Genomic DNA, 24,157 nt, shown 5'->3' with positions numbered 1-24,157 from the left:
TCCGTCAGGCCGGCACGCGGCCGCCGAAAAACGGCGTGAGCGCCTGGCTGAGTTGATGCGGCTTTTGCGAGGTGAAGAGCATGGTGGCTCCGGCGTCATCGACGTTCGCCGTGGGCGGGCCGAGCAGGTCGACCACGCGGCGCGCGATCGCCGGCGCCGGGTCGATCCAGGCGACGGGCCAGGGCGCGAGCCTTTGCAGCCGGTCGAGCAGCAGCGGATAATGGGTGCAGGCGAGCACCACCGTGTCGGTGCGGGCGCCGGGGGCATCGGCATCGCCGGTGAAGCAGGGGGCTATCTCGGCTGCGATCGCGTTATCGCTGACGGCGGTTCCGCTGAGCGCTGCTTCCGCGAGCGAGGCCAGCTCCGGCGAGCCGACCAGCGTCACGGCGCAGCCCTGCGCGAAGTCGCGGATCAGCGCGTGGGTGTATTCGCGCTGCACGGTGGCTTTGGTGCCGAGCACGGAGACGCGCTTGGTCTTGGACTGCGCGCAGGCCGGCTTGATCGCCGGCACGGTGCCGACGAAGGGCGTGGTGTAGGCCGCGCGCAGCGGCGCCAAGGTTTGCACCGAGGCGGTGTTGCAGGCGATCACGATCAGGTCGGGCCGGTGCGCTGTGATCAGCTCGCCCATCAGCGGCACCACGCGGGCGATCAGCGCCGCTTCGCTATGATGGCCGTAAGGAAAGAAAGCGTCGTCGGCGACATAGATGTAGTGCGCGTCGGGCCGCGCCCGCACCACCTCGCGCAACACGCTGAGGCCGCCGAGGCCGGAGTCGAACACGAGAATCGTCGGGCGGTTTGTCACGAGGCGAGTGTACCGGATCGGGAAGGGCGGTTCAGTGGGTTTTTCTGCGGGATTGGGCGGGAGTAGGGCGTCTCGGTGTGTTCCGGTGGCGGAGGTGAAGGTTCAAACCTACCAATGGGAGCCACTGCCGTTGCCACACATTCAGTGTCATCCCGGCGAACGCCGGGATCCATAACCACCGGCGGATATTGGTGCAAAGGCTGGCAGCTCCGGCGTGCCTCATACAACCGCCGCGGAGTCTGGGTCCCGGGTCGGCGCCGCGCCGCCGCTGTCGCGTCGTCGCGGCTTGCCCGGGACGACGAGGGAGTGTGTCGACACAGCATCTCATCCTCGCACCCGCTGTCGCGTCCGAGTCTTGCTCGTCTCATCGCCTCTCGACAATGAGGGCGCGGGGAAGGCCGGGTGCCGGTCGCACCCATGGCCCGCCTGCAACAAAAAAGCAGGCGGCAGTCACCACAGGTACGGGCCGGATCATCCGGCCTTCCCCGCGCGATGGCTCTACGGCTTATACGTGATCTCCCCGGGGACCGGCTTTTGACCCCGTCGCCTTGCGCGCTCGTCCAATTTGCGACGCAGACTTGGTCTCAGCACCGGGAGACCAGGACCACACGATTTCGCCGTGCGCATCGGATCGTTCGTCGGCATGATCGCTCACGCTGCAACCCGACACGCCCACCGCATCCCGCACTCCACGCTCGTGACGATCGCGATGCGCCCCTCAAGTGAGGCGGGATGGGACGTAACATAGCATGTGTTTCTGAAAAACGGAAGGGAAAAATTCGGATTTTGCGTCGCGCCGAGCAGGTTCTCTTCGGCGCGATCCCACTTCCGGAAACATTAGTATTGACTAATTCATTAGCGAGCGCTATTTCTTCTGCATGATCGAGGCAGAAACCGTCACGTCCGTCATGCGCGCGCTCGCCGACCCCACACGCCGGGCCGTGTTCGAGCGCATCGTCGACGCGGACGAGATCACCGTCGTCGAACTGACCCGCGGCAGCAGCGTCACGCAGGGCGCCATCTCGCAGCATCTGAAAGCGCTGAAGCAGGCCGGCCTGGTCTGCGAGCGGCCCGAGGGACGCAAGGTCTACTACCGCGCCGACCCCCGCGGCCTGGCGCCGCTGGCCGACTGGATGAACCATTACGGCGCGTTCTGGCGCGACCGCTTCGCCGATCTGAGGAAACTGCTGAAGGACATCGATCCATGAATCAAAACGTGAAGCCGGACACGCACGCCATCGTGGTGGAGGAGGTCTTTCCGCATGCGCCTGAGGTCATCTGGAAGGTGCTGACCAATGGCGACCTGATCGGCCGCTGGCTGATGGCGCCCACGGGGTTCGAGGCCGTGGTGGGCACACGCTTCACCTTCCAGACCACGCCGGCCGGCGAATGGGACGGCACCATTCATTGCGAGGTGCGGGAGGTCGTGCCGAACGAGCGGCTGTCCTATGCGTGGACAGGCGGCCACGCGAGCAATGTCGGCTACGGCGCGCGGTTGGAGACCGTGGTCACTTTCAGCCTTGCGAAAGCGGACAAGGGCACGCGCCTGCGCCTCGTCCATTCCGGCTTCGTGCTGCCGGCCAACGAGACCGCGTATCGCAAGATGGGCGAGGGCTGGAAGACGGTGGTCAAGAAGCTCGATCAACTCGTGACGGACGAGACATCGCTGCAGCGGCCGCATTGACGCACACGGAGAACCACCATGACCAACGTCTATGCCGGCGGCTGCGCCTGCGGCGCGGTGCGCTACGAAATCAAGGGTGAGCCCGCGGTGATGCTGGACTGCCAGTGCCGGCAATGCCAGCGCGACAGCGGCACCGGGCATCAATCGCACCTCACCTTCGTCGCGGCGGAGGTGAAGGTCGATGGCGAGGTGTCACACTGGGAGACGACCGGCGACGGCGGCACCGTGAAGCGGCGCGCGTTCTGTCCGACCTGCGGCTCGTCGATGCACATGACGTTTCCGGCGATGCCGGACGTGTTCATCGTGACTCCGGCGAGCCTCGACGATCCCAGCCGCTATCGGCCGCAACTGCTGTCCTGGACTGCGGCCGGATACGCCTGGGATCACCTCGACCCGGCGTTGCCGACCTTCGACAAGATGCCGCCGCGGTGAGTGGGGCGCCGCGGTGACAGTGCGGGCTGTCCCCTTATCTGATGAGGACCCCCCTCACCGAAATCTCCGAACCACAGACCCAAAGCGCTCGCGCGGGCGTTTATGCTCCGGGACCGGAGACGATGTCTTGGAGATTCGCATGGCGCCAGAGCCTGCACGATCGACCGTCTACTACGACGGCTCTTGTCCGCTTTGCCGGGCGGAGATCGGTTACTACAGCCGCACCGATCAGGCCGGCGCGCTGTGCTTCGTCGACGTCTCCAAAGCCGATGCTGAGACACCGGACGAACTGACCCAGCAGCAGGCGATGGCGCGGTTTCACGTGCGCGCCGCCGACGGGCGGCTGCTCTCGGGCGCCGCGGCCTTCGTTGAGGTCTGGCGCCGCCTGCCACGCTGGCGTTGGGCGGCGCGGGTGGCCTCGCTGCCGGGCGTGCTGACCATCCTGGAGCTGGGCTACCGGCTGTTTCTTCGCGCTCGTCCGTTCATCTCCCGCAGCATCGGGCGTATCCTGACGAGCAAAGCTGCGGCTGAAACGCAGAAGGACGGCGCAGCCTGACGCAGCGTCCGGCCCGGTCGACGAACGCTGGTGGTGCGATGTCACGAGTCCTGAACTGGTTCTTCCGCAATCGCGCAACCGGGGAGATCACGATCGCGCAGATGCCGAACCCGGCGCTGTGGATCGTGCTGGTCGGCAGCGTGGTGGGCTGGGTCTGGCATCCTCCGGGACAGATGGGCGCCAATCTGGAGTGCCTGGTCAAGGCCAGTCTGGTCGTCTGGGCCGTCGACGAGATCGCACGCGGCGCCAATCCCTGGCGGCGCTGCCTCGGGGCAGCGGTGCTGATCTATCTCGTTGCGAGCACGGCTTGACGCTTCCTTACGCTGGAAGCGTCGTGAGATGGTATCATCGTCACCGCCTCACTCTCCTTGAAATCCCTACGCGATCCGCGTACGTTTGATCCTGAAGACGTCACCATCGAAGTCACCAACGTCGATCACGACGTCATGTTGGTCGAGCTTCACACGCCCCTGGGAATTGTATCGATCCTTGGCAGCGTCACTCTGACGGGACGTGTTCTCCATATCCGTCGCGCTCACATCGACGGATTGTCGCCGGGAGCGCTCGGCCGTCGCGGATTGAATGCGATCGGTCGCAAACTGCTGGATGAGGCCGATGCCGACCAAGTTATCATTGAAGGAGGCACTCGCACGACAGGCCTTTTCAAAGGCCGGAGACCGCGGACCATCCGGTTTCCCCGCCCACAGGATCCTCCTGGAGGCGACTGATCTGTCTCGTCCAGTCGAGCTGGCGAAAACGCTGGTCCGTTTCGGACTGAGTCTCAAGCGCGCCCATGGTGCCATCGACCGGCTTGCGTCCGGAGAACGGGTTGCCGTCGAGGTCAAGGCCGACGATGTCGAGCAGATGATCGGCGAGCTTACGTCATTCGGCTTGAACTGTTCCGTCGCTCACATCGGAGCCGTCGATGTCAAGCAGATCCGTGAGCGGCAACAGCTGTCACAGACGGAGTTCGCTCTGCTCTATGGGCTCGACGAGCGCACGCTGCAGAACTGGGAGCAGCACCGCAACGAACCCGATGCACCTGCGCGCATCTTGCTGAATATGATCGAGACGCATCCCGAGCTCGTGGTGGATGCCGTCTACGATCGGATGAAGACCGACGGCGACCCTGCCTGAGGAAGGTCGACGTCGCATGGCACGGCCTGACCGCGCCCGGCGCCTCAGTCCTCGTCGTGCTCGGCTTCGTCGAGTTCCTCCAGCTCCTCGCTCGCGTGGTCGATCACGTCGATGGCTTGCTGGACCTCGATGAGGCTCTTGACCGCAGTTTCCGTCTCGCCCTTCTTGTAGCCGGCCGCAACGGCCTTGGCCAAATTCAGGCGCAGTTCGACCAGCACATTGCGCGCGGTCAGGAAGATTTCGAGGTCGTTGTCGGCCATGGTGCTCCTCGTCAAGGCTGTCCGTTCGATTGGTAGCCGCGGCGTATGGCGGGCATATGTCGGATCGGGCGTAAATGGGCATGACGCCGTCGTGTTTCGCGCCGTGCCGTCGCGCGGGTCATGATGCGATGCCGATCGAGGTCCTCACCGCTGCGACGCCAGCTCCCGCAGCCGCGCGTGTCGCGCCAGCGCGTGGGCAATCAGCTCGTCTATCAGCTCCGGCTGGGGCAGGCCGGTGGCTTCCCACATCTTCGGGTACATGCTGATGTTGGTGAAGCCGGGCAGGGTGTTCACCTCGTTGAAATAGATCTCCTCGCCGCGGACGAAGAAGTCGACGCGCGCGAGGCTCTCGCAGCAGAGCACGCTGAACACCTGTGTCGCCATCTTGCGGAGGCGGGCGGCGAGGGCGGGCTCGACCTGCGCCGGGACGTGCAGCGAGGCGCCGGAGGCGTCGGTGTATTTGGCGTCGTAGGAGTAGAAGCCGTGGCTGCCGGCGGGCACGATCTCGCCGAGCTCTGAGGCTTTGACCGCGCCGTCGGCATGCTCCAGCACGGCGCATTCGATCTCGCGCACCGGCGAGATGCAACGCTCGATCAGAATCTTGCGGTCGAAGCGCAGCGCAAGCTTGCAGGCGGCATCGAATTCATCCGCGTTACGCGCCTTGGAGATGCCGACGGAGGAGCCGAGATTGGCCGGCTTGACGAACAGCTCGGACGCGCCGACGGCGGCGACCGCTGCTTCGTAGCTCACGAGCGATGCAGCCGTCATCGTGACGAACGGCACGATCGGCAGGCCGGCATCGCGCAGCAGCCGCTTGGCGACGTCCTTGTCCATCGCCGCCGCCGATCCCATCACGCGCCCGCCGACATAGGCGACATCGGCCAGCTCCAGCGCGCCCTGCACGGTGCCGTCCTCGCCGTTGGGGCCATGCAGCACCGGGAAGATCACGTCGAAGGTGAGCTCCTGGGGGACGCCATCTCCGAGCACCAGCGCACGGCCCTGGCCGGCGGGCAGCAGCACGATCTGCGGTCCATCGGCTGATACGGTGAGCGCCGGGCTCGTCGCAGCATTGGCTGCATCGGCGAGCATCCAGCGGCCGTCCGGCGTAATGCCGATCAGCGTGACGGCGTAGCGGGTCGCATCGAGCGAGCGGAAGATGTTGGCGGCGGAGGCGCGGGAGACGTCATGCTCCGCCGAGCGTCCCCCGAACAGAATCGCCACGCGGATCTTCTTGTCGGTCATCGTTGGTCACCAGCTTCAGCCTTTGCGGTGCGTGACCGTACAGCGAGAGCTCCACCCGTCGCAATCGCGTTCACCGCGATTGCATCTCGCCATCGGAGCACAGCAGCGTGGTGCCGCCGGCATGCATGCAGCTGCGATACAGCGGCGGCTCGACGAAGCGGCCGGACCAGATGCCGCGGCCGGCACGGCGCGCGGCGAGCTGGTCGGCCGCATAGGCGCCGTGCGAATATTGCGGCTCTTCCAGCGCGAGACCGCGCGACACCATGAACTGGCCGAGATCGGCGCCGCCGGCAGCGCAGCGCGCGACGATGCGGCCGTAGCGATCCCCCTCGATCGGGCGACAGCGTATGAGCTTGCCGCGCGCAAAGGCATCGAGCGTGTTGGCGGCCAGCGCGCCGCAGCGATAGGGCTTGCGATCGCGGCCGCGGCAGAGCTGCGCGCTCTCCGGCGCATCGATGCCCCACAGACGGATGCGCTCGCCATGGACATCCAGCGTGTCGCCATCGACGATGCTGGCGCGGCCGATGAGATCAGCCGCAGTCGCGGGCTGAGTGGCCATGACGGCAAGCAACATGCAGCAGAGGCGAAGGGGGATGGATCGCAAGATCGGCACCTGTGGCAGAGAAGGGATGAGCGTTGGCTGGCGCGAATCGCTCGCGGATCATCCTGCCTTATAGCGATGCCGAGTCGTGCGATTGTGTGGCTGACGCGCTTGAGGCCCGCGACGGGGAGGCGACCGCCGTGTTCCACGCAACAGTGCCGAGATCGCTCAGCTGATGCTCGACTGCTTCGCGCGCGCGGCGCGCTCGACGTCCGCAGCGAGGTTGCTCAGATGCTCGGCGAGGCGCGCGAACAATTCGCGCTTGTCGCGGTCGGTGGCGAGATCGCGGATGACGGCGCATTCGGCCGCGTCGGCCCGCAGCTTGTCGGGCTGGGTCATCAACTCTGACATCTTTCGCTTCCCTGCCGCGCCGGCAGGTTTCGAAACGACGGTGGCTCGACATTGTTCCGCGCCGCGCAGAGATTTTTCGATCGGCGTGTACGTGGCCCGATCCGAATACCTCTGAATGACTCTGCTGTTCGCTGAGCCGAGCAACTCGCCACGCAGCGCACAGCGAGCATCGCCGCGCAGCCGAAGCCGCAGCGTTCAGCGATTGCGTCGGCTCAGCTTCCGGTCCGGACCGTTCTCGGCGCCAGATAGGGGCGCGCGAACAGATACAGCCCGGTGCCCAGGAGCACGATCAGCGGGATCAAGGCCAGCAGGCCGATCCAGAACGCCGGCTGCGTCTGCGTCATCGCCACGATGTTGACGATGACGCCGAGCGTGAAGGCGATCGACACCCAGCGATGAATTTGACGGATCGTGTTGCTCCAGTTCATCTGCTCCTCCCCATGATGATGTGGCACAGACCGCTGCGGCTCAGTCGAGCCGCGCCAGCGTCTGCTCCAGGCGCTCGAAGAATTTCGGCCAGCCGTAGCGTGCGCCCTGATAGGCGCGGGTCTGGTCGGCGGCGAAGCCGGTCTGCTCCATGCGCAGATGTGTTCCGGTCGCGGTCGGCGTCAGCGTCCAGGTCACGACGCTGTCGAGGCCGAGCGCCGCCCAGCTGTAGGACAGCGTCCTGTTCGGCTCGATGGCCATGACCTGGCAGTCGACGACGCCCCAATCGGCGTTCAGCTTGAAGCGATGATCGACCGCCGGCACGAAGTCGTTGGCCATCAGCCACTCCGCGATCAGATGCGGCTGCGTCAGCGCGCGCCAGAGCTTTTCGGGCGGATGCGCGAACTCGCGCTCGACGATGACGGTGCGGGTCTCCGGCGCGGCTGAGGTCATTGATCCATCCTGTTGAGCAGAGTTTCCAGCTCGTCGAACCGGCTCTCCCAGAACGCGGCCATGCGGCTGGTCCAGTCGAGCAGGGGCGCCAGCGCCTTCGGCTGCGCGCGATAATGCGTCAGGCGGCCTTCATGCCGCTCGCGCACCAGGCCCGCCTGCTTGAGCAGACCGAGATGCTTCGACACCGCCGGCTGCGACACGCCGGCCTTGGCCGTCAGCGCGCCGACGGTCTGCTCGCCATGACGGCACAGCCCCTCGAAGATCGCGCGCCGCGTCGGATCGGCAAGCGTACGGAACAGCAGGTCGGGAGAGCGGGCCATTCAATCCATAACTCGGTGGTTATGGGTCTATCCATAACCATACGGTGATGGATTGGCAAGGGAGGGTCCTGCTGATCCAGCCTTTGGGAACGACTGTTCGGCCCCGCGCGGTGATTAGCCCCTCGGCCTCGTGCGTGATCCGGACGGAAGCGCCGTCCGGATCATTTGTCGTGGCGAGCGGATCAGGGCGTCAACGTCCACTGCTGCGATCCGGCGGCCGAGGCGGTTGCGGTCAGCAGCTGATTGCCGAGCGAGGTGCCGTTCTGGCTCATCACCTCGACCGGATAGCTGCGCACCGCGATCGTGCCGGCGGCCGCATCATAGCGGAAGCGCTGGTTGTTGTTGCCGGTGCAGGTCCAGATAATCAGCTGCGCGCCGTCGCCATAGGTGCCGTTGTTGTCCAGGCAGTAGTGTGGGTCCTGCATGCTGCGGATCATGCCGGTCGTATCGTCGTAGCTCCAGGTCTGGTTGGCGGCGCCGGTGCAGTTCCACTGGATCACGGCGGTGCCGTCGGCCATGGTGCCGCCGCTGACGTCCATGCACAGCGCCGATGTGCGGTTGACGATGCGGACCGGCTGGCGCGACGGCGCCGCGCCGGTGGAGACCGGCGCGTAGACGACGCCGAGCTTGTCGATGCCGTCGCCGGAGCGGCCATGGAAGCCGGCGATTTGCCAGCCGCTCGGGGCGGCGTAGCTGGTGCAGCTCTACGTCGTCGTGCCGCCCGACAGGGTGCGGCCCGCGCTGGTGCCGAACGCGACCGAGAAGATGCGCGTGTGACCCTGGTACTGCGCGCTGCACAGATTGACCGAGGTGAGATACTCGCCGCCGCCGAGCGTCAGGCTCTGCGCCGTGCCGCCGCTGCCGCCATGGCTGTAGACATAGCCGTTCGAGAGCGTCAGCTCGACGGCATCGACCCGGTTGCCGGTGCGGATGGTCAGCTTGCTGACCACGGGATTGGCGGGCAGCGCGGAGACATCGTTGTAGCTCGTGCCGTGCGGGCCGCCGAACTGGTCGCTGAGCTTGCGGTTCGATGCCGTCGCGTAGCTCCAGTCGACCTCGACGGGGTGATGATCGGACAGCTGCGCGCCGCTCGCATCCAGCGCATCCTGGCGGTCGACATAACCAGTCGCCTGCAGGTTCAGGAAGCCGTTGCTGCGCCACAGCACCTTGTCGACGATCTCGCAATCCGGCCGGGCCGTCTGCGTATCGCCGCAGACCAGCGGATCGCCGATCGGCGGCACGCTGCCGCCACGCACCGTCTCGACCCAGGCGTCGCTGAAGCCGTGATGCAGGAACTCCCACATGTTCTGGCCGGCCCTGGTGTAGCGCGTGTTGGTGTCGCCCATCACCATGACGGCGTTGCCGGCGGAATTGGTCTCCATATAGCTCAGGATCTGGGCGACGTCGGACTCGCTGTAGGTGAGATCGGTGGCCGACGTGCCGGATTGGGCGTGCAGGTTGTAGAAGTCGAGATAGACGCCCTCGGCCAGCCGCGTGCGCACCAGCGAGAATCCCTTCGGCGTCAGCGCGTCGGAATCGGCGCGCTTGGTCCAGGTCACGCGGTCGAGATCATCGAACGTATAGGTGCTGAGCGTGTTGAGGCCGTCGCCGATTCCGGCCGTGCCGGAGGTCGGCGTGCGATAGGGGTGGTTGTCGCAGGTGTCGTACAGCGCGGCGTGCCAGAGAAAATCCTCCTGCACGTTGACGATGCCGAACTGGCGCAGATAGCAGCTGATCACGCGCGAATGCGCGTCGCTGCCGCCATTATAGGCCGTCGGCGTTTCCGCCACGTTGTAGGTCAAAGTGGTGAAGCTGCCGCTATCCGCATGCAGCGGGCTGGCCAGCAGAGCGGCGCAGCCGGCGGCGATCGCGCCGGCGATGTGGTGAAGTCTCATGGGTCGATCCCCCTCGATCTCGTTTGAAAGCGGCGGCGCGATAGCATCTGCCGCGTGTCGCCGTGATGACGGATCGATGGATGTTCTGCGCGGCACGTGTCGTGCGGACGCGCGCCAGCGCAGGTTGTCACGACTGCCGCGCCATACTCCCATCGGGGGACGCTGAGGGGACGCTGGGCTGCTAGCAATCCGATCCGACTTGCTGGAGACAACGGACATGCAGGCCCGTCAGGTTCCGCCGCGGCTCAAGCCGTTCACGTCGAAGCTATTTACTTCGAAGCCATTCGCTTCGAAGCCATTCGCTTCGAAGCAATGGCTCGGCGCCTTCATTCTCGCCTTCTTCCTGATCCTGCACATCGTCGCGATTGCGATTCTGCGAGGGGCGGACACGCCAGACCGCGCCGGCGTAAGTCCGGTTGCGACGCTCCAGAACATTGATTGACCATCACGCATTTCAATTTCATCAGACCGGAGAGTTTTCATGCCGGGGTTCGGATCATTTTTGCTACTCAGCGCCGCCGTTTTCTTCGGCGCCTTCGTCTCGGGCCTCGCCGGATTTGCCTTTTCCGCCGTGGCCGGCGCGATCCTGCTGCACAGCCTGCAACCGCTGGAGGCCGTGCCGCTGATGATGGCGTGCAGCGTCGGCGTGCAGGCCACAAACCTCTGGGCGCTTCGCAGCAGCATCCGCTGGAGGGACAGCGCCGTGCTGATCGTGGGCGGACTGCTCGGCGTACCGCTCGCGCTGTGGCTCTTGCACAACGCGGATGCGCGCCTGTTTCAGCAGGTGTTCGGCGCGACGATCGCGATCTACGCCGGCACCATGCTGTTCAAGCCCGCGCTCGGCAGCCTGCAGCCGATGAGCCGCAGCCGCACCGCGATCGTCGGTTTCGGCGGCGGTCTCATCGGCGGCCTCACCGCGATGCCCGGCGCGTTGCCGACGATCTGGTGCGAGATGCACGGCCTGCCGAAGACCGAGCAGCGCGGCCTCGTCCAGCCCTTCATCGCCGCCATCCAGCTCGCCTCGCTCGCGGTGATGCTGGCCCGGCAGGATCTGTCGTCCAAGGTGGTCATCGATCTCGCCTTGAGCATCCCGGCGCTGCTCGCCGGCACCGCGCTCGGCATCCTCGCCTTCCGCAAGGTCAACGACGCGCTGTTCAGGAAGATCATCCTGGGGATTCTGCTGGCGTCGGGGCTGCTGCTGGTGGTGTGACCGGATGATGGACGATGAGCGCTGCGGCTCTGCGACGTGAATGAGCCGCGATCTCGTTGCGCAGTCCACGACCCATCGCATTCGGCCGCTGCGATCCTCCGGAGCCGGATCCGCAAATTCGACCGCGGCCTTCAATCGTTCGTCGGGGATACGAAGATCGCCCGGATGCGCCGAGCGATCGGACCATGCGTGTTGGCCCTCGTTGGCTTTGCGCAAGCCCAGCCATCTCGTGTGGCGACATCGGCCGGTGGTTATGGATCCCGGCGTTCGCCGGGATGACGGCGGTGGTTGCGGAGGCGCTGAGCGCAGCAACGCAAGGCCGAGCGGGCCGCTCGGTCCGCAGTTGAACTGCGGCTTGAATCCTTTCGCAACTGCAAGGGCTTGGCCGGGCGATCCAAATTCCAAGTGGCGGTGCAAGGACAGGCTGTGTATAAGGCGGCGCGCCGCTGTTGGGGAACAAAGCGCGCTGATGTCGAGAGGGAGTAGAGAGCCATGACGGAGCGCTGGAGCCCGGAGAGCTGGCGGTCCAAGCCGGTGCAGCAGGTGCCTGACTATCCCGACCAGAAGGCGCTGGCCGAGGTCGAGGCGCAGCTGTCGACCTTTCCGCCGCTGGTGTTCGCCGGCGAGGCGCGCAACCTGAAGAAGGCGCTGGCGCGGGTCGCCGCCGGCGAGGCGTTCCTGCTGCAGGGCGGCGACTGCGCCGAGAGCTTTGCCGAGCACGGCGCCAACAACATTCGCGACTTCTTCCGCGTGCTGCTGCAGATGGCCGTGGTGATGACCTATGCCGGTGCGGTGCCGGTGGTGAAGGTCGGCCGCATCGCCGGCCAGTTCGCCAAGCCGCGCTCGTCGCCGACCGAGAAGATCAATGGCGTGGAGCTGCCGAGCTATCGCGGCGACATCGTCAACGACACCGCCTTCACGGCCGAAGCGCGCATCCCCAATCCGCAGCGCCAGCTCGACGCCTACCGGCAGTCGGCCGCGACCTTGAACCTGCTGCGCGCCTTCGCGACCGGCGGCTTCGCCAATCTCGGCAGCGTGCACCAATGGATGCTGGGCTTCGTCAAGGATAGCCCGCAGTCGCGGCGCTACAAGGAGCTCGCCGACCGCATTTCCGAGGCGCTCAACTTCATGCGCGCCTGCGGCCTCGATCTCGAGAGCCATCCGGAGCTGCGCGCCACCGATTTCTACACCAGCCACGAGGCGCTGCTGCTCGGCTATGAGCAGGCCTTCACCCGCGTCGACTCGACGACCGGCGACTGGTACGCGACCTCCGGCCATTTCATCTGGATCGGCGACCGCACCCGTCAGCTCGACCACGGCCATGTCGAATATTTCCGCGGCATCAAGAATCCGATCGGCCTGAAATGCGGCCCGTCGCTGAAGCCGGACGAGCTGATCAAGCTGATCGACATCCTCAACCCCGACAACGAGCCGGGCCGGCTGACCCTGATCAACCGCTTCGGCGCCGACAAGGTCGGCGATCATCTGCCGGGGCTGATCCGCGCGGTGCAGCGGGAAGGGCGCAAGGTGGTGTGGTCGTGCGATCCGATGCACGGCAACACCATCACCTCGAACTCCGGCTACAAGACACGGCCGTTCGACCGCATCATCTCCGAGGTCAGGTCGTTCTTCGCGGTGCATGCCGCCGAGGGCACCCATGCCGGCGGCATTCATCTGGAGATGACCGGCAAGGATGTCACCGAATGCATCGGCGGCGCGCGCGCGATCACCGACGAGGATCTCAACGACCGCTATCACACGGTCTGCGATCCCCGGCTGAACGCCGAGCAGTCGATCGACATGGCGTTCCTGATCGCCGAGCTGCTGAAGCAGCAGCGCGGCGGCAAGTCGTCCCCGATGCCGGCGGTCGCGGGCTTCTGATGCTGCGTCTCTGGCGCGCGACGCTCAACTCGCGCAATGGACTGGCCTTCGCGCTCCGCTCCGAGCAGGCGGTGCGCGAGGAGGTGATCGCGCTGATCCTGGCGCTGCCGCTCGCTTACGTGATCGGCGCGACGCCGATGCGCAGCGTCGAGCTGGTCTGCGCCGTCATGCTGGTGCTGGTCGTCGAGCTGCTCAACACCGCGATCGAGAAGCTCGCCGATCGCCTGACCACCGAGCACGATCTGCAGATCGGCCGCGTGAAGGACCTCGGCTCTGCTGCTGTGGGCGCCGCGCTGCTGATGTCCGGCGGCTTCTGGCTGTTCGCGATCGCCGAGCGGCTCGGGCTGTTGTGACCGAGCTGAGCGATGGCCGCTGACAGCTTCCGGATCACGCTGGCCCAGCTCAATCCCGTCGCCGGCGATGTCGTGGGCAATGCGGCGAAGGTGCGCGAGGCGCGCAGCAAGGCGGCGGCCGATGGCGCCGATCTCCTGGTGCTGCCGGAGCTGTTCCTCGCCGGCGCGCCGCCGCAGCAGGCCATTCTGGACGCCGCGTTTCTGTCAGCGTGCCGCGCGGCGATCGAAGCGCTGGCACGCGAGACCGCGGATGGCGGACCGGCTGTGCTGATCGGCACGCCCTGGGTCGAGGACGGCAAGCCGTATAACGCCGTCGCGCTGCTCGATGGCGGCCGCGTCGCCGCCACGCGCTTCAAGATCAATCTGCCTGATGATCAGAAACGGGTGTTCACGCGCGGACCCGCGGCCGGCCCGGTCGGCGTGCGCGGTGTGCGCATCGGCATCGCGATCGGCGAGGACATCTGGCCCGAGAGGCCCGGCGACGAGAACGTGGTCGAGACCCTGGCGGAGACCGGCGCCGAGTTGGTCGTGGTCCCCGCGGCCGCTTGCTATGTCCGCGGCGGCGGCGATCAGCGGCTCTCGGCTGCGGTGGCCCGCGTGACCGAAAGCGACCTGCCGCTCATCTGGCTCAATCAAACCGGCGGGCAGGTCGGCCAGGTGTTCGACGGCGCGTCTTTCGCGCTCAACGCCGACCTTTCCGTCGCCGCACAACTCTCGGCCTTCATCGAAGACGTCACCACGCTGGCGTGGAGCAGGGGAGCCGACGGCTGGCAGGGCCAGGGTCCCGTCGCGAAGCTGATTGAGGGCGACGAAGCCGACTACGCGGCGCGCGTGCTCGGCCTGCGCGACCACGTCGCCAAGAGCGGGTTCAATGGAGTCGTGCTTGGGCTGACCGCGAGTCTCGACACCGCCCTGTCATTGGTGATTGCGGTTGATGCGCTCGGATCGGCGAAGGTGCGCGGTGTCGTGCTGGCCGGGGCGGACACGGCGGCACCGGCACAGGAGGCGGCAATCGCGGCCGCGGCGCGGCTCGGTGTTGCCGCCGAGGTGATGCCGATCGCGGCCGCTGTCGCCGGCTTCGAGGCTATCCTGCCGGGACAGCTTGCGAGCGGCCCGCATCGCGCGCTGCTGGCGCAGCTGCGCGCGACGCTGCTGAACGCACTGGCGAGTCTCTCCGGCGCGCTCGCCCTTGCTCCGGGGCAATCATTGAGGCCGCACGGCGACGAGATCGGCCGCGGCTTCACGCCCCTCGGTGATATCCCTCCGGAGCAGCTGATTCGCCTCGCAGCGCTGCGCAACCGCTGGCAGCCTGCTGACGCGCTAGGATTTCAAGGCGAGGTCATCGCGCCGGACCTCATCGCCCGTGCGGCGACTGACGCGCGCGACGATTGAGGCTGACGCCCCGGCGACGCGGCTTAGCGCGCCGGGATGAAGGTCGGGCCGACCGTGCGGATCTGCTTGTCGCCCGCGGCGCCGTCGGCGGTCGCCGTGTTCGGAGCTGCGGCCTCGGCCGGCGCCGCGCCCTTCTTGGCGGCAGTCGCCGGCGGCTTGGCGGTCTGGCGCTGCTGCATCCGCTTGGCGCTTTCCTCGGTGACGATGATGTCGCCTTGCTCGGCGGCGGAGGCCCGCTCGTCGATCGACTTCAGCGCCTCGGCCCAGGTCTGGCCCGGCGCCTTGCACGAGCAGCTCGGGTTGAACTCGGTGCGATATTTGAACGCGTTCGGCAACGCGCTGTAGGACTGGCCGTTGATCGAGACCGCCTGGTTCATGTCCTCGCCGGGATTGCGATAGGTGAACAGCGTCGCCTCGGCGGCGGGGCACTGCGCCTTGCAGGCGCGCTCGTCATCGGCGAAGCGGCCGGGAACGGTGGCGAACGAGATCGGGAAATAGGCGCCGTCGCAGGTGCGCACGCAGACGGTGCGATAGGTGCCTTGCGGCGCGGCGAGATCGGCGCTCGGCGGGGGCAGCGAAGCGGCCGGGTTGGTCTCGCCGCCGCCGCCGAACAGGCTGGTCAGGAAGTTGCCGCCGGCATTGCCGCCGCCGCGATTCGCGTTTGCATATTGCTGGTATTGCGGACCGCAATTGTTCTGGCCGAGCGCAGCCAGCACCGAGCGGCGCTGGTTGTCGCGCTCGCCGCCGAATCCGCCGCCGCGCAGCCGCTCCAGGCTGCCGGTGATCTGGTCGAGGTTCGAGCGCATCTGCTGGATCTGGTTATTGATCGGCTGGCATTCGGCAGCGCGGCCGTTGAAGATCGAGAAGAAGCCGGGGCTGTCGCAGCCCGAGCGCTTGGCCTGCTGGCTTACCCGATCGAGCTCCGCCTGCTGCTTGGCGGCCGCATCCTGATAGCGCCGGATCTGGTCGTCGCGCGCGGGATCGCCGCCACCGCCGCGATCGATCGTGGCGAGCTGCGCCTCGAGGCGCGGGCAGATCGGGTTCACGCCGGCCTGCGCACCCGGAGGGCCCGGCGGCATCTGCGCATAGGAATCGGAGCTGGACTGGGCCAGGGCATGCGAGCCGGTCAGGGAGAGGCCGAGCAACGCAGAAAAGGCCAGCAGGCGCGGAGACAGGGATGCGATCAAGATGCGGTATTCCGGTCCATGGGTGCTGCCGCGGAGCTAGCACAGAATTCGGAAAATTCGCGGCAGCGGCGGGCATCCCATAGCCGCTTTGTCGGGCATCGTCACGTCGTTTCCGGGGCGCCCCGGTGGCGGGAACAGTCGTTCCCTGATGCCTCAGCGCTGGCAGGTGATGGCGACGTAGTCGCTGCAGCCGCCATGAGCGCAGCTTCCGCCGGCTTTCGGCACCGATCCCGTGATTTCATCGGGGTCGACGCGGCGGTAGGATGAGGCCTGCGCAAAATCGCGTGATTGGCAGTAGGAGCGGGCGGCGGAGGCGCCGCATCGGTCGCCCTTGGCCAGGCACTGGTCGACGCCGTAGCCGTCGGCCTCGTTGGCAATGATGAAGATTCGGCTCTCGGCGGAGGCTGATGTCGCGACGGCGAGGAGAGCACAGCAGGCGAGCAGGCCTGAGGAGAATCGCATGGTGCACCGGTGGCTGTAGGAAACAACCCATGGTTAGGCCAAAAAGGTTAACAATGATTAACCTTGAGGCAGGGCCGGAGCGTTTGAGCGGCGAAAACGGCCGTTTTGCGGCTCTTGACGGCAACACCCCGCTGGATCATGGTGAAACCCATGAACGGTTTCCTCGCCATCTGCTGCATTTGCCGCGAGATTACGCGCTAGCGATTCGCTGGCTGAGGCCGTCTTTCTCAACAGAGATGATCAGGACGCCCGGCCGGCAGGTCGGCAGCGTGATTTCGGCCGTGGCCGCCCTTAATCGGGGCCGTCATCTGGCGCAGGACACCCGTTGCGTCTCGCTAGGGCGGGACGAGGGCACAGGCATTCGGGACTGAGGCATTCGGGGACTGACCATGGACTTGCGTTTGTACGACACCGCGTCGCGGGAAAAGCGCCCCTTCGTGCCGCTCGATCCCAACAATGTCCGCATGTATGTCTGCGGACCGACGGTCTACGACTTCGCCCATATCGGCAACGCGCGGCCGGTGATCGTCTTCGACGTGCTGTTCCGGCTGCTGCGGCATGTCTATGGCGCTGAGCATGTGACCTATGTCCGCAACATCACGGATGTGGACGACAAGATCAACGCGCGCGCGGCGCGGGATTTTCCCGAGTTGCCGCTCAATGAGGCCATTCGCCGGGTCACGGAACTAACCGAGCGGCAGTTCCATGAGGATGTCGATGCGCTGGGTTGCCTTCGGCCGAATGTCGAGCCGCGCGCAACTGAGCACATCGCCGAGATGCGCGCCATCATCGAAAAGCTCGTGGCCGGCGGCTTCGCCTATGTCGCGGAAGACCACGTGCTGTTCTCTCCGGCAGCGATGAACGCCGCTAACAAGGTGCTACCGCGCTACGGCGCACTCGCCAATCGCTCGCTCGATGAGATGATTGCCGGCGCCCGTGTTGATGTCGCGCCTTACAAGAAGGATGCGACTGACTTCGTGCTGTGGAAGCCGTCAAAGCCCGGCGAGCCGTCCTGGCCGTCGCCGGCCGGCATCAAGACCGAGGGCCGTCCCGGTTGGCACATCGAGTGCTCGGCAATGTCCTGGAAGCATCTCGGCGAGACGTTCGATATTCACGGTGGCGGTATAGATCTCGTGTTTCCGCATCACGAAAACGAGGTCGCGCAGAGTTGCTGCGCCTTCCACACAGCACGCATGGCAAGCGTCTGGATGCACAATGGCTTCCTCCAGGTCGAGGGCGAGAAGATGTCGAAGAGCCTCGGCAACTTCATCACCATCCGAGACTTGCTTCAGGAGAATTTTGGTCAGGCTATCCGATTGGCAATGCTGCTGACCCATTACAGACAGCCCATCAACTGGACGGCGAGCCGCTTGGTAGAAGCACGGAACGAGCTGTCCGAATGGAGCGGATTCGTCACGAACTCCCAATTCCAAGAACTGGCCGCAGTCTACGAGAGCGGTCAGATTCGCCCGGACGTTGGCATAGTTGAAGCTCTCTCTGACGATCTAAACACGCCCGCCGCCGTTGCTCGCCTTCGTGAACTCTTCAGTGAAGCCAAAAAGGATCATGCTTCGGTACGAAATTTTATAGAGAGCTGCTTTTTTCTTGGGGTTTTATCGCCGAGCAAAATGGGGGCTCTGCAACACGGTGCCGTAGCGAGCGGTGCAGTGTTGGTTCGCTACAAATCTGAAATTGAGAAGCTGAAGATCTCGTACGCAAACGGACTAAACGACGGCGTTCGGAGAGTTGAAGCTTTTCTCGATAAGTATGGGATCCAAGTTACACTGAAGCCAGATGGCTATCCCGTACTGACTTCAAAAAGTGAATCGAGTGAGATTGAAGACTTAATTTCGCTCAGGAACGAAGCCCGCGCGCGCAAGGACTTCAAGGAATCCGATCGCCTTCGCGACGAGCTGGCCGCGATGGGCGTCGTGCTCAAGGACGGCAAGGGTGCCGACGGCAAGCCGGTCACGACCTGGGAGATCGCGCGGTGAAGAGGCCCGACACGCCGTTTCCGCGGCACTGGCTGTACTACATCGTGCTCAAGCTCGCGGTGATCGCGGGCGCGGTGGCGCTGGTCACGAAGCTCTATGGGATCTGGTGAGGATATGGGACAGTCACTGCCGAAGGCCGCGCTGCGGCCGTTTCTCCCGACCGATACGCCGGTGCTGGCCGCGATCTTCGCGGCAAGCATCCAGCAGCTCACCGGCGATGATTACAGCGAGGAGCAGCAGGAGGCCTGGGCCGCCGCGGCCGATGACGAGGCGAGCTTCGGCAAGAAGCTGGCGTCGACGCTGACCTTGATCGCGACCGTGCAGGGCTCGCCGGTCGGCTTCGCCTCGCTGAAGGGCAATGATCACATCGACATGCTCTATGTGCATCCGAGCGTCGCGGGGCAGGGCGTCGGTGCGATGCTGTGCGATGCGCTGGAGAAGCTCGCCGGCGCGCGCGGCACCACGGGGCTGCTGGTCGATGCCAGCGACACCGCGGTGGATTTCTTCCGGAAGCGCGGCTACGTCGCGCAGCAGCGCAACAGCGTTTCCATCAATGGCGAGTGGCTCGCCAACACCACGATGAAGAAGCCGCTCGGCGCAGGGGCGCAGTCATGAGCAGGGAGCGTCTCTATCTGTTCGACACGACCTTGCGCGACGGCGCGCAGACCAACGGCGTCGACTTTACCCTGGCCGACAAGCAGGTGATCGCACGCCTGCTCGACGATCTCGGCATCGACTATGTCGAGGGCGGCTATCCCGGCGCCAATCCGCTCGACACCGAGTTCTTCGCGCACAAGCCCAAGCTCGGCCACGCCCGCTTCACCGCCTTCGGCATGACACGGCGCGCCGGGCGCTCGGTGTCCAATGATCCGGGCGTCGCGGCGCTGCTGGAGGCCAAGGCGGACGCGATCTGCTTCGTCGCCAAATCCTCGGCCTATCAGGTGCGCGTCGCGCTCGAGACCACCAATGAGGAGAACCTCGCCTCGATCCGTGACAGCGTGACGGCGGCGAAGGCCGCAGGGCGCGAGGTGATGCTCGACTGCGAGCATTTCTTCGACGGCTACAAGGAGAATGCCGAGTTCGCGCTTGCCTGCGCCCGCACCGCCTACGAGGCCGGCGCGCGCTGGATCGTGCTGTGCGATACCAATGGCGGCACCATGCCGCACGAGATCGAGGCGATCGTCGGCCAAGTCATCAAGCATGTGCCCGGCGGTCACCTCGGCATCCACGCGCATAACGACACCGAGCAGGCGGTGGCGAACTCGCTGGCTGCGGTGCGCGCCGGCGTGCGGCAGATCCAGGGCACGTTGAACGGACTCGGCGAGCGCTGCGGCAATGCCAATCTGTGCTCGCTGATCCCGACCCTCAAGCTGAAGTCGGAGTTCTCCGAGCGCTTCGAGATCGGTGTCTCCGATCAGCAGCTCGCCAGCCTGATGAAGGTGTCGCGCACGCTTGACGACATGCTCAACCGCGCGCCGAACCGGCACGCGCCTTACGTCGGCGAGAGCGCCTTCGTCACCAAGACCGGCATCCATGCCTCGGCCGTGCTGAAGGATCCGCACACCTATGAGCACGTGTTGCCGGAGAGCGTCGGCAATCATCGCAAGGTTCTGGTCTCCGACCAGGCCGGCCGCTCCAATGTCATCGCGGCGCTGGAGCGCGGCGGCATTCCGTTCAGCAGGAGCGATCCGAAGCTGACGCGGCTGGTCGAGGAGCTGAAGGAGCGCGAGGCTCTGGGTTACGCCTACGAGTCCGCCAATGCCTCGTTTGAGTTGCTGGCGCGGCGCACGCTCGGCTCCGTGCCGGAGTATTTTCGCGTCGAGCAGTTCGACGTCAATGTCGAGCAGCGCTACAATGCGCTCGGCGAGCGCGTCACGGTGGCGCTGGCCGTGGTCAAGGTCGACGTCGCTGGCGAGCGGCTGATCTCGGCGGCGGAAGGCAACGGCCCGGTCAACGCGCTCGACGTTGCCTTGCGCAAGGATCTCGGCAAGTACCAGGGCTTCATCGACGGCCTCAAGCTGATCGACTACCGCGTGCGCATCCTCAACGGCGGCACCGAGGCGGTGACGCGCGTGCTGATCGAGAGCGAGGATGAAACAGGCGAGCGCTGGACCACGGTCGGCGTGTCGCCGAACATCATCGATGCCTCGTTCCAGGCGCTGATGGACTCGGTGTTCTATAAACTGGTGAAGTCAGGCGCGGCGGGATGAGTTAGGGGACCGTCATTGCGAGCGGAGTGAAGCAATCCGGGGTCCCGCCCACGATCTGGATTGCTTCGTCGCTTCGCTCCTCGCAATGACGGAGGGAGGGCACACGCATGATCGACCACGTCTCCGTCGGCGTCAGCGACCTCGTCCGCAGTGCGCGCTTCTATGAGCTTGCGCTCGCGCCGCTCGGCATGACCCGGCTGATCGAACGGCCGGCGACTATCGGCTTCGGCAAGACTTATCCGGAGCTGTGGATCAACTTGCGAGCGGGAATGCCGCGTATTTCGCCCGACACCGGCTCGCATCTCTGCTTCCGTGCCAAGACCATCGCCGAGGTCGATGCGTTTCACGCCGCCGCGGTAGAGGCGGGAGGCGTCTCTGACGGCGCACCTGGACTGCGGCCGCACGATCGCGTGCGCTATTACGCGGCCTTCGTGCTCGATCCCGACGGCAACCGGATCGAGGCCGTGACGTTTCCGAGCGAATAGGGCTCAGAGCCGCTTGGCGATCTCCGGCGCCATCTGCGTCTCTTCCTTGGCGACGCGGGCGGCGGCCTCGCGCAGCCGCGGCAGGATGTCCTCGGCGCGGTCGGCCTTCAGCAGCTCGATCTGAAAGCCGGGGCGGATGAACTCGGTCTCGCGCATATGCGCGAGCAGGGCGAACAGCGGCTCCCAGAAGCCGTCGATGTTGGCCATCAGCACCGGCTTGGCGTGGCGGCCGAGCTGCTTCCAGGTCAATTGTTCGACCAGCTCCTCGAGCGTGCCGACGCCGCCGGGCAGCGCGACGAATGCATCGGAGTGCTCGAACATCAGCCGCTTGCGCTCGTGCATGTCGGGCGTGACGATGAGATCCTTGAGCGGCATCATGACTTCCTTCTTCACCAGGAAGTCCGGAATGATGCCGGTGACGTCGCCGCCGTGATCCAGCACGGACTTGGCGACCGCGCCCATCATGCCGATGGAGCCGCCGCCATAGACGAGTCGGACGCCGTTCTCGGCGAGCGCCTTGCCGAGTGCTTTCGCCGATTCGATGAAGCTGGGATTGGTGCCGGGGCCGGAGCCGCAATAGACACAGACGGTGCGAATATCAGTCATTGGACGGGTGTGACACTGCAACTGAAAGGCGTCAAGACGAGGGCGGATGGAGCGGTTCGCGGAGTTTTACGGGCAATCCAGGCGATCTGAATCAAGTTATGCAATTACTGCGCCGCCGCAACGGATTCCGTCGACGGGCGGGTGCATCTGGCGGTCGGACACTCTATATGGGGCGGGCTGCCCCGCCTCATAACAGGCCAACACCCCCGCTGTTCCAGATCGTTTGATGCCTCCCGATTCGTCTCCTCATCATGGCGCCGCCCAGCCGCAAGCCTCCCTCGAGCAGGGAACGCTGGCCGGCACCTTGCGGCATTTGTGGCCCTTCATCTGGCCGAGCGACCGCGCCGACCTGAAGATGCGCGTGCTGTGGTCGGTGGTGCTGCTGCTCGCCGCCAAGGTCGCCACCCTGGTGCTGCCCTTCACCTTCAAATGGGCGACCGATGCGCTGACCGGGGCCAATACCGCGCCGATCAAGCCGGACGATTGGGCGTTCTGGCTGGTGGCCTCGCCGATCGTCATGACCGCGAGCTACGGCGCGATGCGCGTGCTGATGGCCGTGCTGACGCAATGGCGTGACGGTATCTTCGCCCGCGTCGCCATGCATGCGGTGCGCAAGCTCGCCACCATCACCTTCGTCCACATGCACGAATTGTCGCTGCGCTTCCATCTGGAGCGCAAGACCGGCGGGCTGACCCGTGTGCTCGAGCGCGGGCGCAATGCGATCGAGACCATCGTGCGCATGGTGATCCTGCAGCTGATCCCGACCATCGTCGAGGTGTCGCTGCTGACCGCCGTGCTGCTCTGGCAGTTCGACTGGCGCTATGTGCTGGTCACGCTGACCATGGTCGGCGCCTATCTTTATTACACCTACATCGCGACCGAGTGGCGGATCGAGATCCGGCGCCGGATGAACGATTCCGACACCGACGCCAACACCAAGGCGATCGACTCGCTGCTCAACTACGAGACCGTGAAATATTTCGGCGCCGAGGCGCGCGAGGCCGAGCGCTACGACCGCTCGATGGAGCGCTACGAGCGCGCCAGCGTGAAGACCTACACCTCTCTGGCCGTGCTGAACGCGGGGCAGGCGGTGATCTTCACCATCGGCCTGACGGTGGCGATGCTGATGTGCGCCCAGGGCGTGCGCGAGGGGCGCAACACGGTCGGCGACTTCGTCATGATCAACAGCATGATGATCCAGCTCTACCAGCCGCTGAACTTCATGGGCATGGTGTATCGCGAGATCAAGCAGGCGATCATCGATATCGAGATGATGTTCGGCGTGCTGACCCGGGATGCCGAGGTCAAGGATGCGCCCGGGGCCAAGCCGCTGGTGGTGACATCGGGCGCTGTCCGCTTCGAGGACGTCCGCTTCGCCTATGAGCCGAAACGGCCGATCCTGCAAGGGCTGAGCTTCGAGGTGCCGGCCGGCAAGACGGTTGCGATCGTCGGCCCGTCCGGCGCCGGCAAGTCGACCATCTCCCGGCTGCTGTTCCGGCTGTATGACGTCTCCGGCGGCCGCATCCTGATCGACGGCCAGGATATCCGTGACGTCACCCAGGTGTCGCTGCGGGCGCAGATCGGCATGGTGCCGCAGGACACCGTGCTGTTCAACGACACCATCCGCTACAACATCCGCTATGGCCGCTGGGATGCCGATGATGCCGCGGTCGAGGAGGCGGCGCGGCTGGCGCAGATCGATGGCTTGATCCGGATGGCGCCGAAGGGCTACGAGACCCAGGTCGGCGAGCGCGGCCTGAAGCTGTCGGGTGGCGAGAAGCAGCGCGTCGCGATCGCCCGCACCATCCTCAAGGGGCCGCCCATCCTGGTGCTCGACGAGGCCACCTCGGCGCTCGACAGCCATACCGAGCACGAGATCCAGGAGGCGCTGGACGGCGTGTCGCGCAACCGCACCTCGCTGGTGATAGCGCACCGGCTGTCGACCATCGTCGCCGCCGACGAGATCATCGTGCTCGACCGCGGCCGCATTGCCGAGCGCGGCACCCATGCCGACCTCTTGGCCCGCGGCGGGCTCTATGCCGGTATGTGGAACCGGCAGCGCGAGGCCGAGGAGGCCCGCGAAAAGCTGGCCCAGATCGGCGACGAGGCGGCCGCGCCGAACCGCAATCCGCCGTTGGCCAGCGATCCCGTGGCCACCGCCGCCGAATGAGCCCTTCGAACCGCCTTGATCCACAGTTAAGGAATCATTTTGACCTTC

The 24,157-nt window shown here is 65.7% G+C and carries 30 protein-coding genes and 2 pseudogenes; 18 read left to right on the top strand and 14 right to left on the bottom strand.

Annotation, left to right across the window (positions count from 1 at the left end; translation table 11 throughout):
- Positions 1-4 precede the first annotated feature (4 nt).
- A complete protein-coding gene (murI, locus tag ACVILH_RS28800; protein WP_456715902.1) occupies positions 5-802 on the bottom strand; it encodes a glutamate racemase in 798 nt (265 codons plus the stop codon).
- Positions 803-1,680: 878 nt separating this feature from the next.
- On the opposite strand from murI, the gene ACVILH_RS28795 reads away from it, so the two are divergent.
- From ACVILH_RS28795 to ACVILH_RS28775, 5 genes are all read left to right on the top strand, one after another.
- Positions 1,681-2,010, top strand: a complete 330-nt coding sequence (locus tag ACVILH_RS28795; protein ID WP_456715901.1) for an ArsR/SmtB family transcription factor — start codon at positions 1,681-1,683, stop codon at positions 2,008-2,010.
- On the top strand, positions 2,007-2,486 hold the full coding sequence (locus ACVILH_RS28790) for an SRPBCC family protein (RefSeq protein ID WP_456715900.1): 480 nt from the start codon (positions 2,007-2,009) through the stop codon (positions 2,484-2,486). The genes ACVILH_RS28795 and ACVILH_RS28790 overlap by 4 nt, the downstream gene beginning before the upstream one ends.
- An 18-nt stretch (positions 2,487-2,504) precedes the next feature.
- The gene (locus tag ACVILH_RS28785; protein ID WP_456715899.1) at positions 2,505-2,918 is read left to right on the top strand and encodes a GFA family protein; all 414 of its coding nucleotides are present in this window, start codon (positions 2,505-2,507) and stop codon (positions 2,916-2,918) included.
- 139 nt (positions 2,919-3,057) lie between these two features.
- Positions 3,058-3,474: a thiol-disulfide oxidoreductase DCC family protein gene (locus tag ACVILH_RS28780; RefSeq protein WP_456717099.1), complete on the top strand. Its 417-nt coding sequence runs from the start codon at positions 3,058-3,060 to the stop codon at positions 3,472-3,474.
- 38 nt (positions 3,475-3,512) lie between these two features.
- Positions 3,513-3,785: a hypothetical protein gene (locus ACVILH_RS28775; RefSeq protein ID WP_456715898.1), complete on the top strand. Its 273-nt coding sequence runs from the start codon at positions 3,513-3,515 to the stop codon at positions 3,783-3,785.
- Positions 3,786-3,851: 66 nt separating this feature from the next.
- Here ACVILH_RS28775 and ACVILH_RS28770 read toward each other — a convergent pair whose 3' ends face one another.
- Entirely contained in the window at positions 3,852-4,100 is a 249-nt protein-coding gene (locus tag ACVILH_RS28770; RefSeq protein WP_456715897.1) for a hypothetical protein, read from the bottom strand.
- On the opposite strand from ACVILH_RS28770, the gene ACVILH_RS28765 reads away from it, so the two are divergent.
- Positions 4,090-4,611, top strand: coding sequence for a helix-turn-helix domain-containing protein (locus tag ACVILH_RS28765; protein WP_456715896.1), 522 nt, complete (start codon positions 4,090-4,092; stop codon positions 4,609-4,611). The genes ACVILH_RS28770 and ACVILH_RS28765 overlap by 11 nt on opposite strands.
- Positions 4,612-4,655: 44 nt before the next feature.
- On the opposite strand, the gene ACVILH_RS28760 is transcribed toward ACVILH_RS28765, so the two are convergent.
- The 9 genes from ACVILH_RS28760 to ACVILH_RS28720 all read right to left on the bottom strand — a co-directional run bounded on the left by ACVILH_RS28760 (position 4,656) and on the right by ACVILH_RS28720 (position 10,159).
- A complete protein-coding gene (locus ACVILH_RS28760) occupies positions 4,656-4,871 on the bottom strand; it encodes a hypothetical protein (protein WP_456715895.1) in 216 nt (71 codons plus the stop codon).
- 144 nt (positions 4,872-5,015) lie between these two features.
- A complete protein-coding gene (locus ACVILH_RS28755; RefSeq protein WP_456715894.1) occupies positions 5,016-6,113 on the bottom strand; it encodes a D-alanine--D-alanine ligase family protein in 1,098 nt (365 codons plus the stop codon).
- A 70-nt stretch (positions 6,114-6,183) separates the two neighbouring features.
- Positions 6,184-6,687 (bottom strand): thermonuclease family protein, encoded by a 504-nt coding sequence (locus tag ACVILH_RS28750; protein WP_456715893.1) that lies wholly within the window; start codon positions 6,685-6,687, stop codon positions 6,184-6,186.
- Positions 6,688-6,882: 195 nt separating this feature from the next.
- A complete protein-coding gene (locus tag ACVILH_RS28745) occupies positions 6,883-7,065 on the bottom strand; it encodes a hypothetical protein (RefSeq protein ID WP_456715892.1) in 183 nt (60 codons plus the stop codon).
- Positions 7,066-7,277: 212 nt separating this feature from the next.
- Positions 7,278-7,493 carry a hypothetical protein gene (locus ACVILH_RS28740; RefSeq protein ID WP_456715891.1) on the bottom strand — a complete coding sequence of 72 codons (216 nt, stop codon included), beginning with the start codon at positions 7,491-7,493 and terminating at the stop codon, positions 7,278-7,280.
- A 40-nt stretch (positions 7,494-7,533) separates the two neighbouring features.
- Positions 7,534-7,944: an SRPBCC family protein gene (locus tag ACVILH_RS28735; RefSeq protein WP_456715890.1), complete on the bottom strand. Its 411-nt coding sequence runs from the start codon at positions 7,942-7,944 to the stop codon at positions 7,534-7,536.
- A complete protein-coding gene (locus ACVILH_RS28730; protein ID WP_456715889.1) occupies positions 7,941-8,264 on the bottom strand; it encodes an ArsR/SmtB family transcription factor in 324 nt (107 codons plus the stop codon). The genes ACVILH_RS28735 and ACVILH_RS28730 overlap by 4 nt, the downstream gene beginning before the upstream one ends.
- 182 nt (positions 8,265-8,446) lie before the next feature.
- Entirely contained in the window at positions 8,447-8,830 is a 384-nt protein-coding gene (locus tag ACVILH_RS28725) for an RICIN domain-containing protein (RefSeq protein WP_456717098.1), read from the bottom strand.
- A 138-nt stretch (positions 8,831-8,968) separates the two neighbouring features.
- Entirely contained in the window at positions 8,969-10,159 is a 1,191-nt protein-coding gene (locus ACVILH_RS28720) for a jacalin-like lectin (protein ID WP_456715888.1), read from the bottom strand.
- Between the two features lie 217 nt (positions 10,160-10,376).
- On the opposite strand from ACVILH_RS28720, the gene ACVILH_RS28715 reads away from it, so the two are divergent.
- The 5 genes from ACVILH_RS28715 (at position 10,377) to ACVILH_RS28695 (ending at position 14,995) form a co-directional block, all read left to right on the top strand.
- The gene (locus tag ACVILH_RS28715; protein WP_456715887.1) at positions 10,377-10,601 is read left to right on the top strand and encodes a hypothetical protein; all 225 of its coding nucleotides are present in this window, start codon (positions 10,377-10,379) and stop codon (positions 10,599-10,601) included.
- A gap of 39 nt (positions 10,602-10,640) precedes the next feature.
- A complete protein-coding gene (locus ACVILH_RS28710) occupies positions 10,641-11,369 on the top strand; it encodes a sulfite exporter TauE/SafE family protein (protein ID WP_456715886.1) in 729 nt (242 codons plus the stop codon).
- A 492-nt stretch (positions 11,370-11,861) separates the two neighbouring features.
- Positions 11,862-13,250 (top strand): class II 3-deoxy-7-phosphoheptulonate synthase, encoded by a 1,389-nt coding sequence (locus ACVILH_RS28705; RefSeq protein WP_456715885.1) that lies wholly within the window; start codon positions 11,862-11,864, stop codon positions 13,248-13,250.
- The gene (locus tag ACVILH_RS28700; protein ID WP_006609160.1) at positions 13,250-13,603 is read left to right on the top strand and encodes a diacylglycerol kinase; all 354 of its coding nucleotides are present in this window, start codon (positions 13,250-13,252) and stop codon (positions 13,601-13,603) included. The genes ACVILH_RS28705 and ACVILH_RS28700 overlap by 1 nt, the downstream gene beginning before the upstream one ends.
- Positions 13,604-13,615: 12 nt before the next feature.
- Positions 13,616-14,995 carry a nitrilase-related carbon-nitrogen hydrolase gene (locus ACVILH_RS28695; RefSeq protein ID WP_456715884.1) on the top strand — a complete coding sequence of 460 codons (1,380 nt, stop codon included), beginning with the start codon at positions 13,616-13,618 and terminating at the stop codon, positions 14,993-14,995.
- A gap of 23 nt (positions 14,996-15,018) precedes the next feature.
- Here ACVILH_RS28695 and ACVILH_RS28690 read toward each other — a convergent pair whose 3' ends face one another.
- Both ACVILH_RS28690 and ACVILH_RS28685 read right to left on the bottom strand, forming a co-directional pair.
- Positions 15,019-16,182 carry a DUF2865 domain-containing protein gene (locus tag ACVILH_RS28690; RefSeq protein ID WP_456715883.1) on the bottom strand — a complete coding sequence of 388 codons (1,164 nt, stop codon included), beginning with the start codon at positions 16,180-16,182 and terminating at the stop codon, positions 15,019-15,021.
- A gap of 153 nt (positions 16,183-16,335) precedes the next feature.
- Positions 16,336-16,644, bottom strand: a complete 309-nt coding sequence (locus ACVILH_RS28685) for a hypothetical protein (protein WP_456715882.1) — start codon at positions 16,642-16,644, stop codon at positions 16,336-16,338.
- Between the two features lie 53 nt (positions 16,645-16,697).
- Between ACVILH_RS28685 and ACVILH_RS28680 the strand changes: the two genes are divergently transcribed.
- The 6 genes and pseudogenes from ACVILH_RS28680 to ACVILH_RS28655 all read left to right on the top strand — a co-directional run bounded on the left by ACVILH_RS28680 (position 16,698) and on the right by ACVILH_RS28655 (position 21,333).
- Positions 16,698-17,015 carry a hypothetical protein gene (locus tag ACVILH_RS28680; RefSeq protein ID WP_456715881.1) on the top strand — a complete coding sequence of 106 codons (318 nt, stop codon included), beginning with the start codon at positions 16,698-16,700 and terminating at the stop codon, positions 17,013-17,015.
- 18 nt (positions 17,016-17,033) lie between these two features.
- Positions 17,034-18,188, top strand: a pseudogene (gene cysS / locus ACVILH_RS28675) (cysteine--tRNA ligase); the annotation flags it as partial.
- A 279-nt stretch (positions 18,189-18,467) separates the two neighbouring features.
- Positions 18,468-18,638 (top strand): annotated as a pseudogene (locus tag ACVILH_RS28670) (CysS/YqeB C-terminal domain-containing protein); the annotation flags it as partial.
- A 114-nt stretch (positions 18,639-18,752) separates the two neighbouring features.
- Positions 18,753-19,253, top strand: a complete 501-nt coding sequence (locus ACVILH_RS28665) for a GNAT family N-acetyltransferase (protein ID WP_456715880.1) — start codon at positions 18,753-18,755, stop codon at positions 19,251-19,253.
- Entirely contained in the window at positions 19,250-20,848 is a 1,599-nt protein-coding gene (cimA, locus tag ACVILH_RS28660; RefSeq protein ID WP_456715879.1) for a citramalate synthase, read from the top strand. Before ACVILH_RS28665 ends, cimA begins: the two co-directional genes overlap by 4 nt.
- Before the next feature lie 107 nt (positions 20,849-20,955).
- A complete protein-coding gene (locus ACVILH_RS28655) occupies positions 20,956-21,333 on the top strand; it encodes a VOC family protein (RefSeq protein WP_456715878.1) in 378 nt (125 codons plus the stop codon).
- Between the two features lie 3 nt (positions 21,334-21,336).
- On the opposite strand, the gene ACVILH_RS28650 is transcribed toward ACVILH_RS28655, so the two are convergent.
- Positions 21,337-21,939, bottom strand: coding sequence for an LOG family protein (locus ACVILH_RS28650; protein ID WP_456715877.1), 603 nt, complete (start codon positions 21,937-21,939; stop codon positions 21,337-21,339).
- A gap of 226 nt (positions 21,940-22,165) precedes the next feature.
- On the opposite strand from ACVILH_RS28650, the gene ACVILH_RS28645 reads away from it, so the two are divergent.
- On the top strand, positions 22,166-24,109 hold the full coding sequence (locus tag ACVILH_RS28645) for an ABCB family ABC transporter ATP-binding protein/permease (protein ID WP_456715876.1): 1,944 nt from the start codon (positions 22,166-22,168) through the stop codon (positions 24,107-24,109).
- Positions 24,110-24,157: the final 48 nt, after the last annotated feature.

The organism is Bradyrhizobium sp. USDA 4353 (genome assembly GCF_054063215.1).
The sequence above is the reverse complement of the archived record's forward strand: the minus strand, read 5'-3'. Positions and strand labels throughout refer to the sequence as shown.

Excerpts from the sequence above, each read along its gene's own strand:
- ACVILH_RS28715 (WP_456715887.1), top strand. The coding sequence starts at position 10,377 with ATGCAGGCCCGTCAGGTTCCGCCGCGGCTCAAGCCGTTCACGTCGAAG.
- ACVILH_RS28755 (WP_456715894.1), bottom strand. The coding sequence starts at position 6,113 with ATGACCGACAAGAAGATCCGCGTGGCGATTCTGTTCGGGGGACGCTCG.
- cimA (WP_456715879.1), top strand. The coding sequence starts at position 19,250 with ATGAGCAGGGAGCGTCTCTATCTGTTCGACACGACCTTGCGCGACGGC.
- ACVILH_RS28680 (WP_456715881.1), top strand. The coding sequence starts at position 16,698 with ATGATTAACCTTGAGGCAGGGCCGGAGCGTTTGAGCGGCGAAAACGGC.
- ACVILH_RS28685 (WP_456715882.1), bottom strand. The coding sequence starts at position 16,644 with ATGCGATTCTCCTCAGGCCTGCTCGCCTGCTGTGCTCTCCTCGCCGTC.
- ACVILH_RS28760 (WP_456715895.1), bottom strand. The coding sequence starts at position 4,871 with ATGGCCGACAACGACCTCGAAATCTTCCTGACCGCGCGCAATGTGCTG.
- ACVILH_RS28765 (WP_456715896.1), top strand. The coding sequence starts at position 4,090 with ATGCCGACCAAGTTATCATTGAAGGAGGCACTCGCACGACAGGCCTTT.
- ACVILH_RS28650 (WP_456715877.1), bottom strand. The coding sequence starts at position 21,939 with ATGACTGATATTCGCACCGTCTGTGTCTATTGCGGCTCCGGCCCCGGC.
- ACVILH_RS28710 (WP_456715886.1), top strand. The coding sequence starts at position 10,641 with ATGCCGGGGTTCGGATCATTTTTGCTACTCAGCGCCGCCGTTTTCTTC.
- ACVILH_RS28785 (WP_456715899.1), top strand. The coding sequence starts at position 2,505 with ATGACCAACGTCTATGCCGGCGGCTGCGCCTGCGGCGCGGTGCGCTAC.
- ACVILH_RS28745 (WP_456715892.1), bottom strand. The coding sequence starts at position 7,065 with ATGTCAGAGTTGATGACCCAGCCCGACAAGCTGCGGGCCGACGCGGCC.
- ACVILH_RS28665 (WP_456715880.1), top strand. The coding sequence starts at position 18,753 with ATGGGACAGTCACTGCCGAAGGCCGCGCTGCGGCCGTTTCTCCCGACC.
- ACVILH_RS28700 (WP_006609160.1), top strand. The coding sequence starts at position 13,250 with ATGCTGCGTCTCTGGCGCGCGACGCTCAACTCGCGCAATGGACTGGCC.
- ACVILH_RS28735 (WP_456715890.1), bottom strand. The coding sequence starts at position 7,944 with ATGACCTCAGCCGCGCCGGAGACCCGCACCGTCATCGTCGAGCGCGAG.
- ACVILH_RS28695 (WP_456715884.1), top strand. The coding sequence starts at position 13,616 with ATGGCCGCTGACAGCTTCCGGATCACGCTGGCCCAGCTCAATCCCGTC.
- ACVILH_RS28780 (WP_456717099.1), top strand. The coding sequence starts at position 3,058 with ATGGCGCCAGAGCCTGCACGATCGACCGTCTACTACGACGGCTCTTGT.
- ACVILH_RS28720 (WP_456715888.1), bottom strand. The coding sequence starts at position 10,159 with ATGAGACTTCACCACATCGCCGGCGCGATCGCCGCCGGCTGCGCCGCT.
- ACVILH_RS28730 (WP_456715889.1), bottom strand. The coding sequence starts at position 8,264 with ATGGCCCGCTCTCCCGACCTGCTGTTCCGTACGCTTGCCGATCCGACG.
- ACVILH_RS28655 (WP_456715878.1), top strand. The coding sequence starts at position 20,956 with ATGATCGACCACGTCTCCGTCGGCGTCAGCGACCTCGTCCGCAGTGCG.
- ACVILH_RS28790 (WP_456715900.1), top strand. The coding sequence starts at position 2,007 with ATGAATCAAAACGTGAAGCCGGACACGCACGCCATCGTGGTGGAGGAG.
- ACVILH_RS28645 (WP_456715876.1), top strand. The coding sequence starts at position 22,166 with ATGCCTCCCGATTCGTCTCCTCATCATGGCGCCGCCCAGCCGCAAGCC.
- ACVILH_RS28740 (WP_456715891.1), bottom strand. The coding sequence starts at position 7,493 with ATGAACTGGAGCAACACGATCCGTCAAATTCATCGCTGGGTGTCGATC.
- ACVILH_RS28775 (WP_456715898.1), top strand. The coding sequence starts at position 3,513 with ATGTCACGAGTCCTGAACTGGTTCTTCCGCAATCGCGCAACCGGGGAG.
- ACVILH_RS28795 (WP_456715901.1), top strand. The coding sequence starts at position 1,681 with ATGATCGAGGCAGAAACCGTCACGTCCGTCATGCGCGCGCTCGCCGAC.
- ACVILH_RS28750 (WP_456715893.1), bottom strand. The coding sequence starts at position 6,687 with ATGTTGCTTGCCGTCATGGCCACTCAGCCCGCGACTGCGGCTGATCTC.
- ACVILH_RS28705 (WP_456715885.1), top strand. The coding sequence starts at position 11,862 with ATGACGGAGCGCTGGAGCCCGGAGAGCTGGCGGTCCAAGCCGGTGCAG.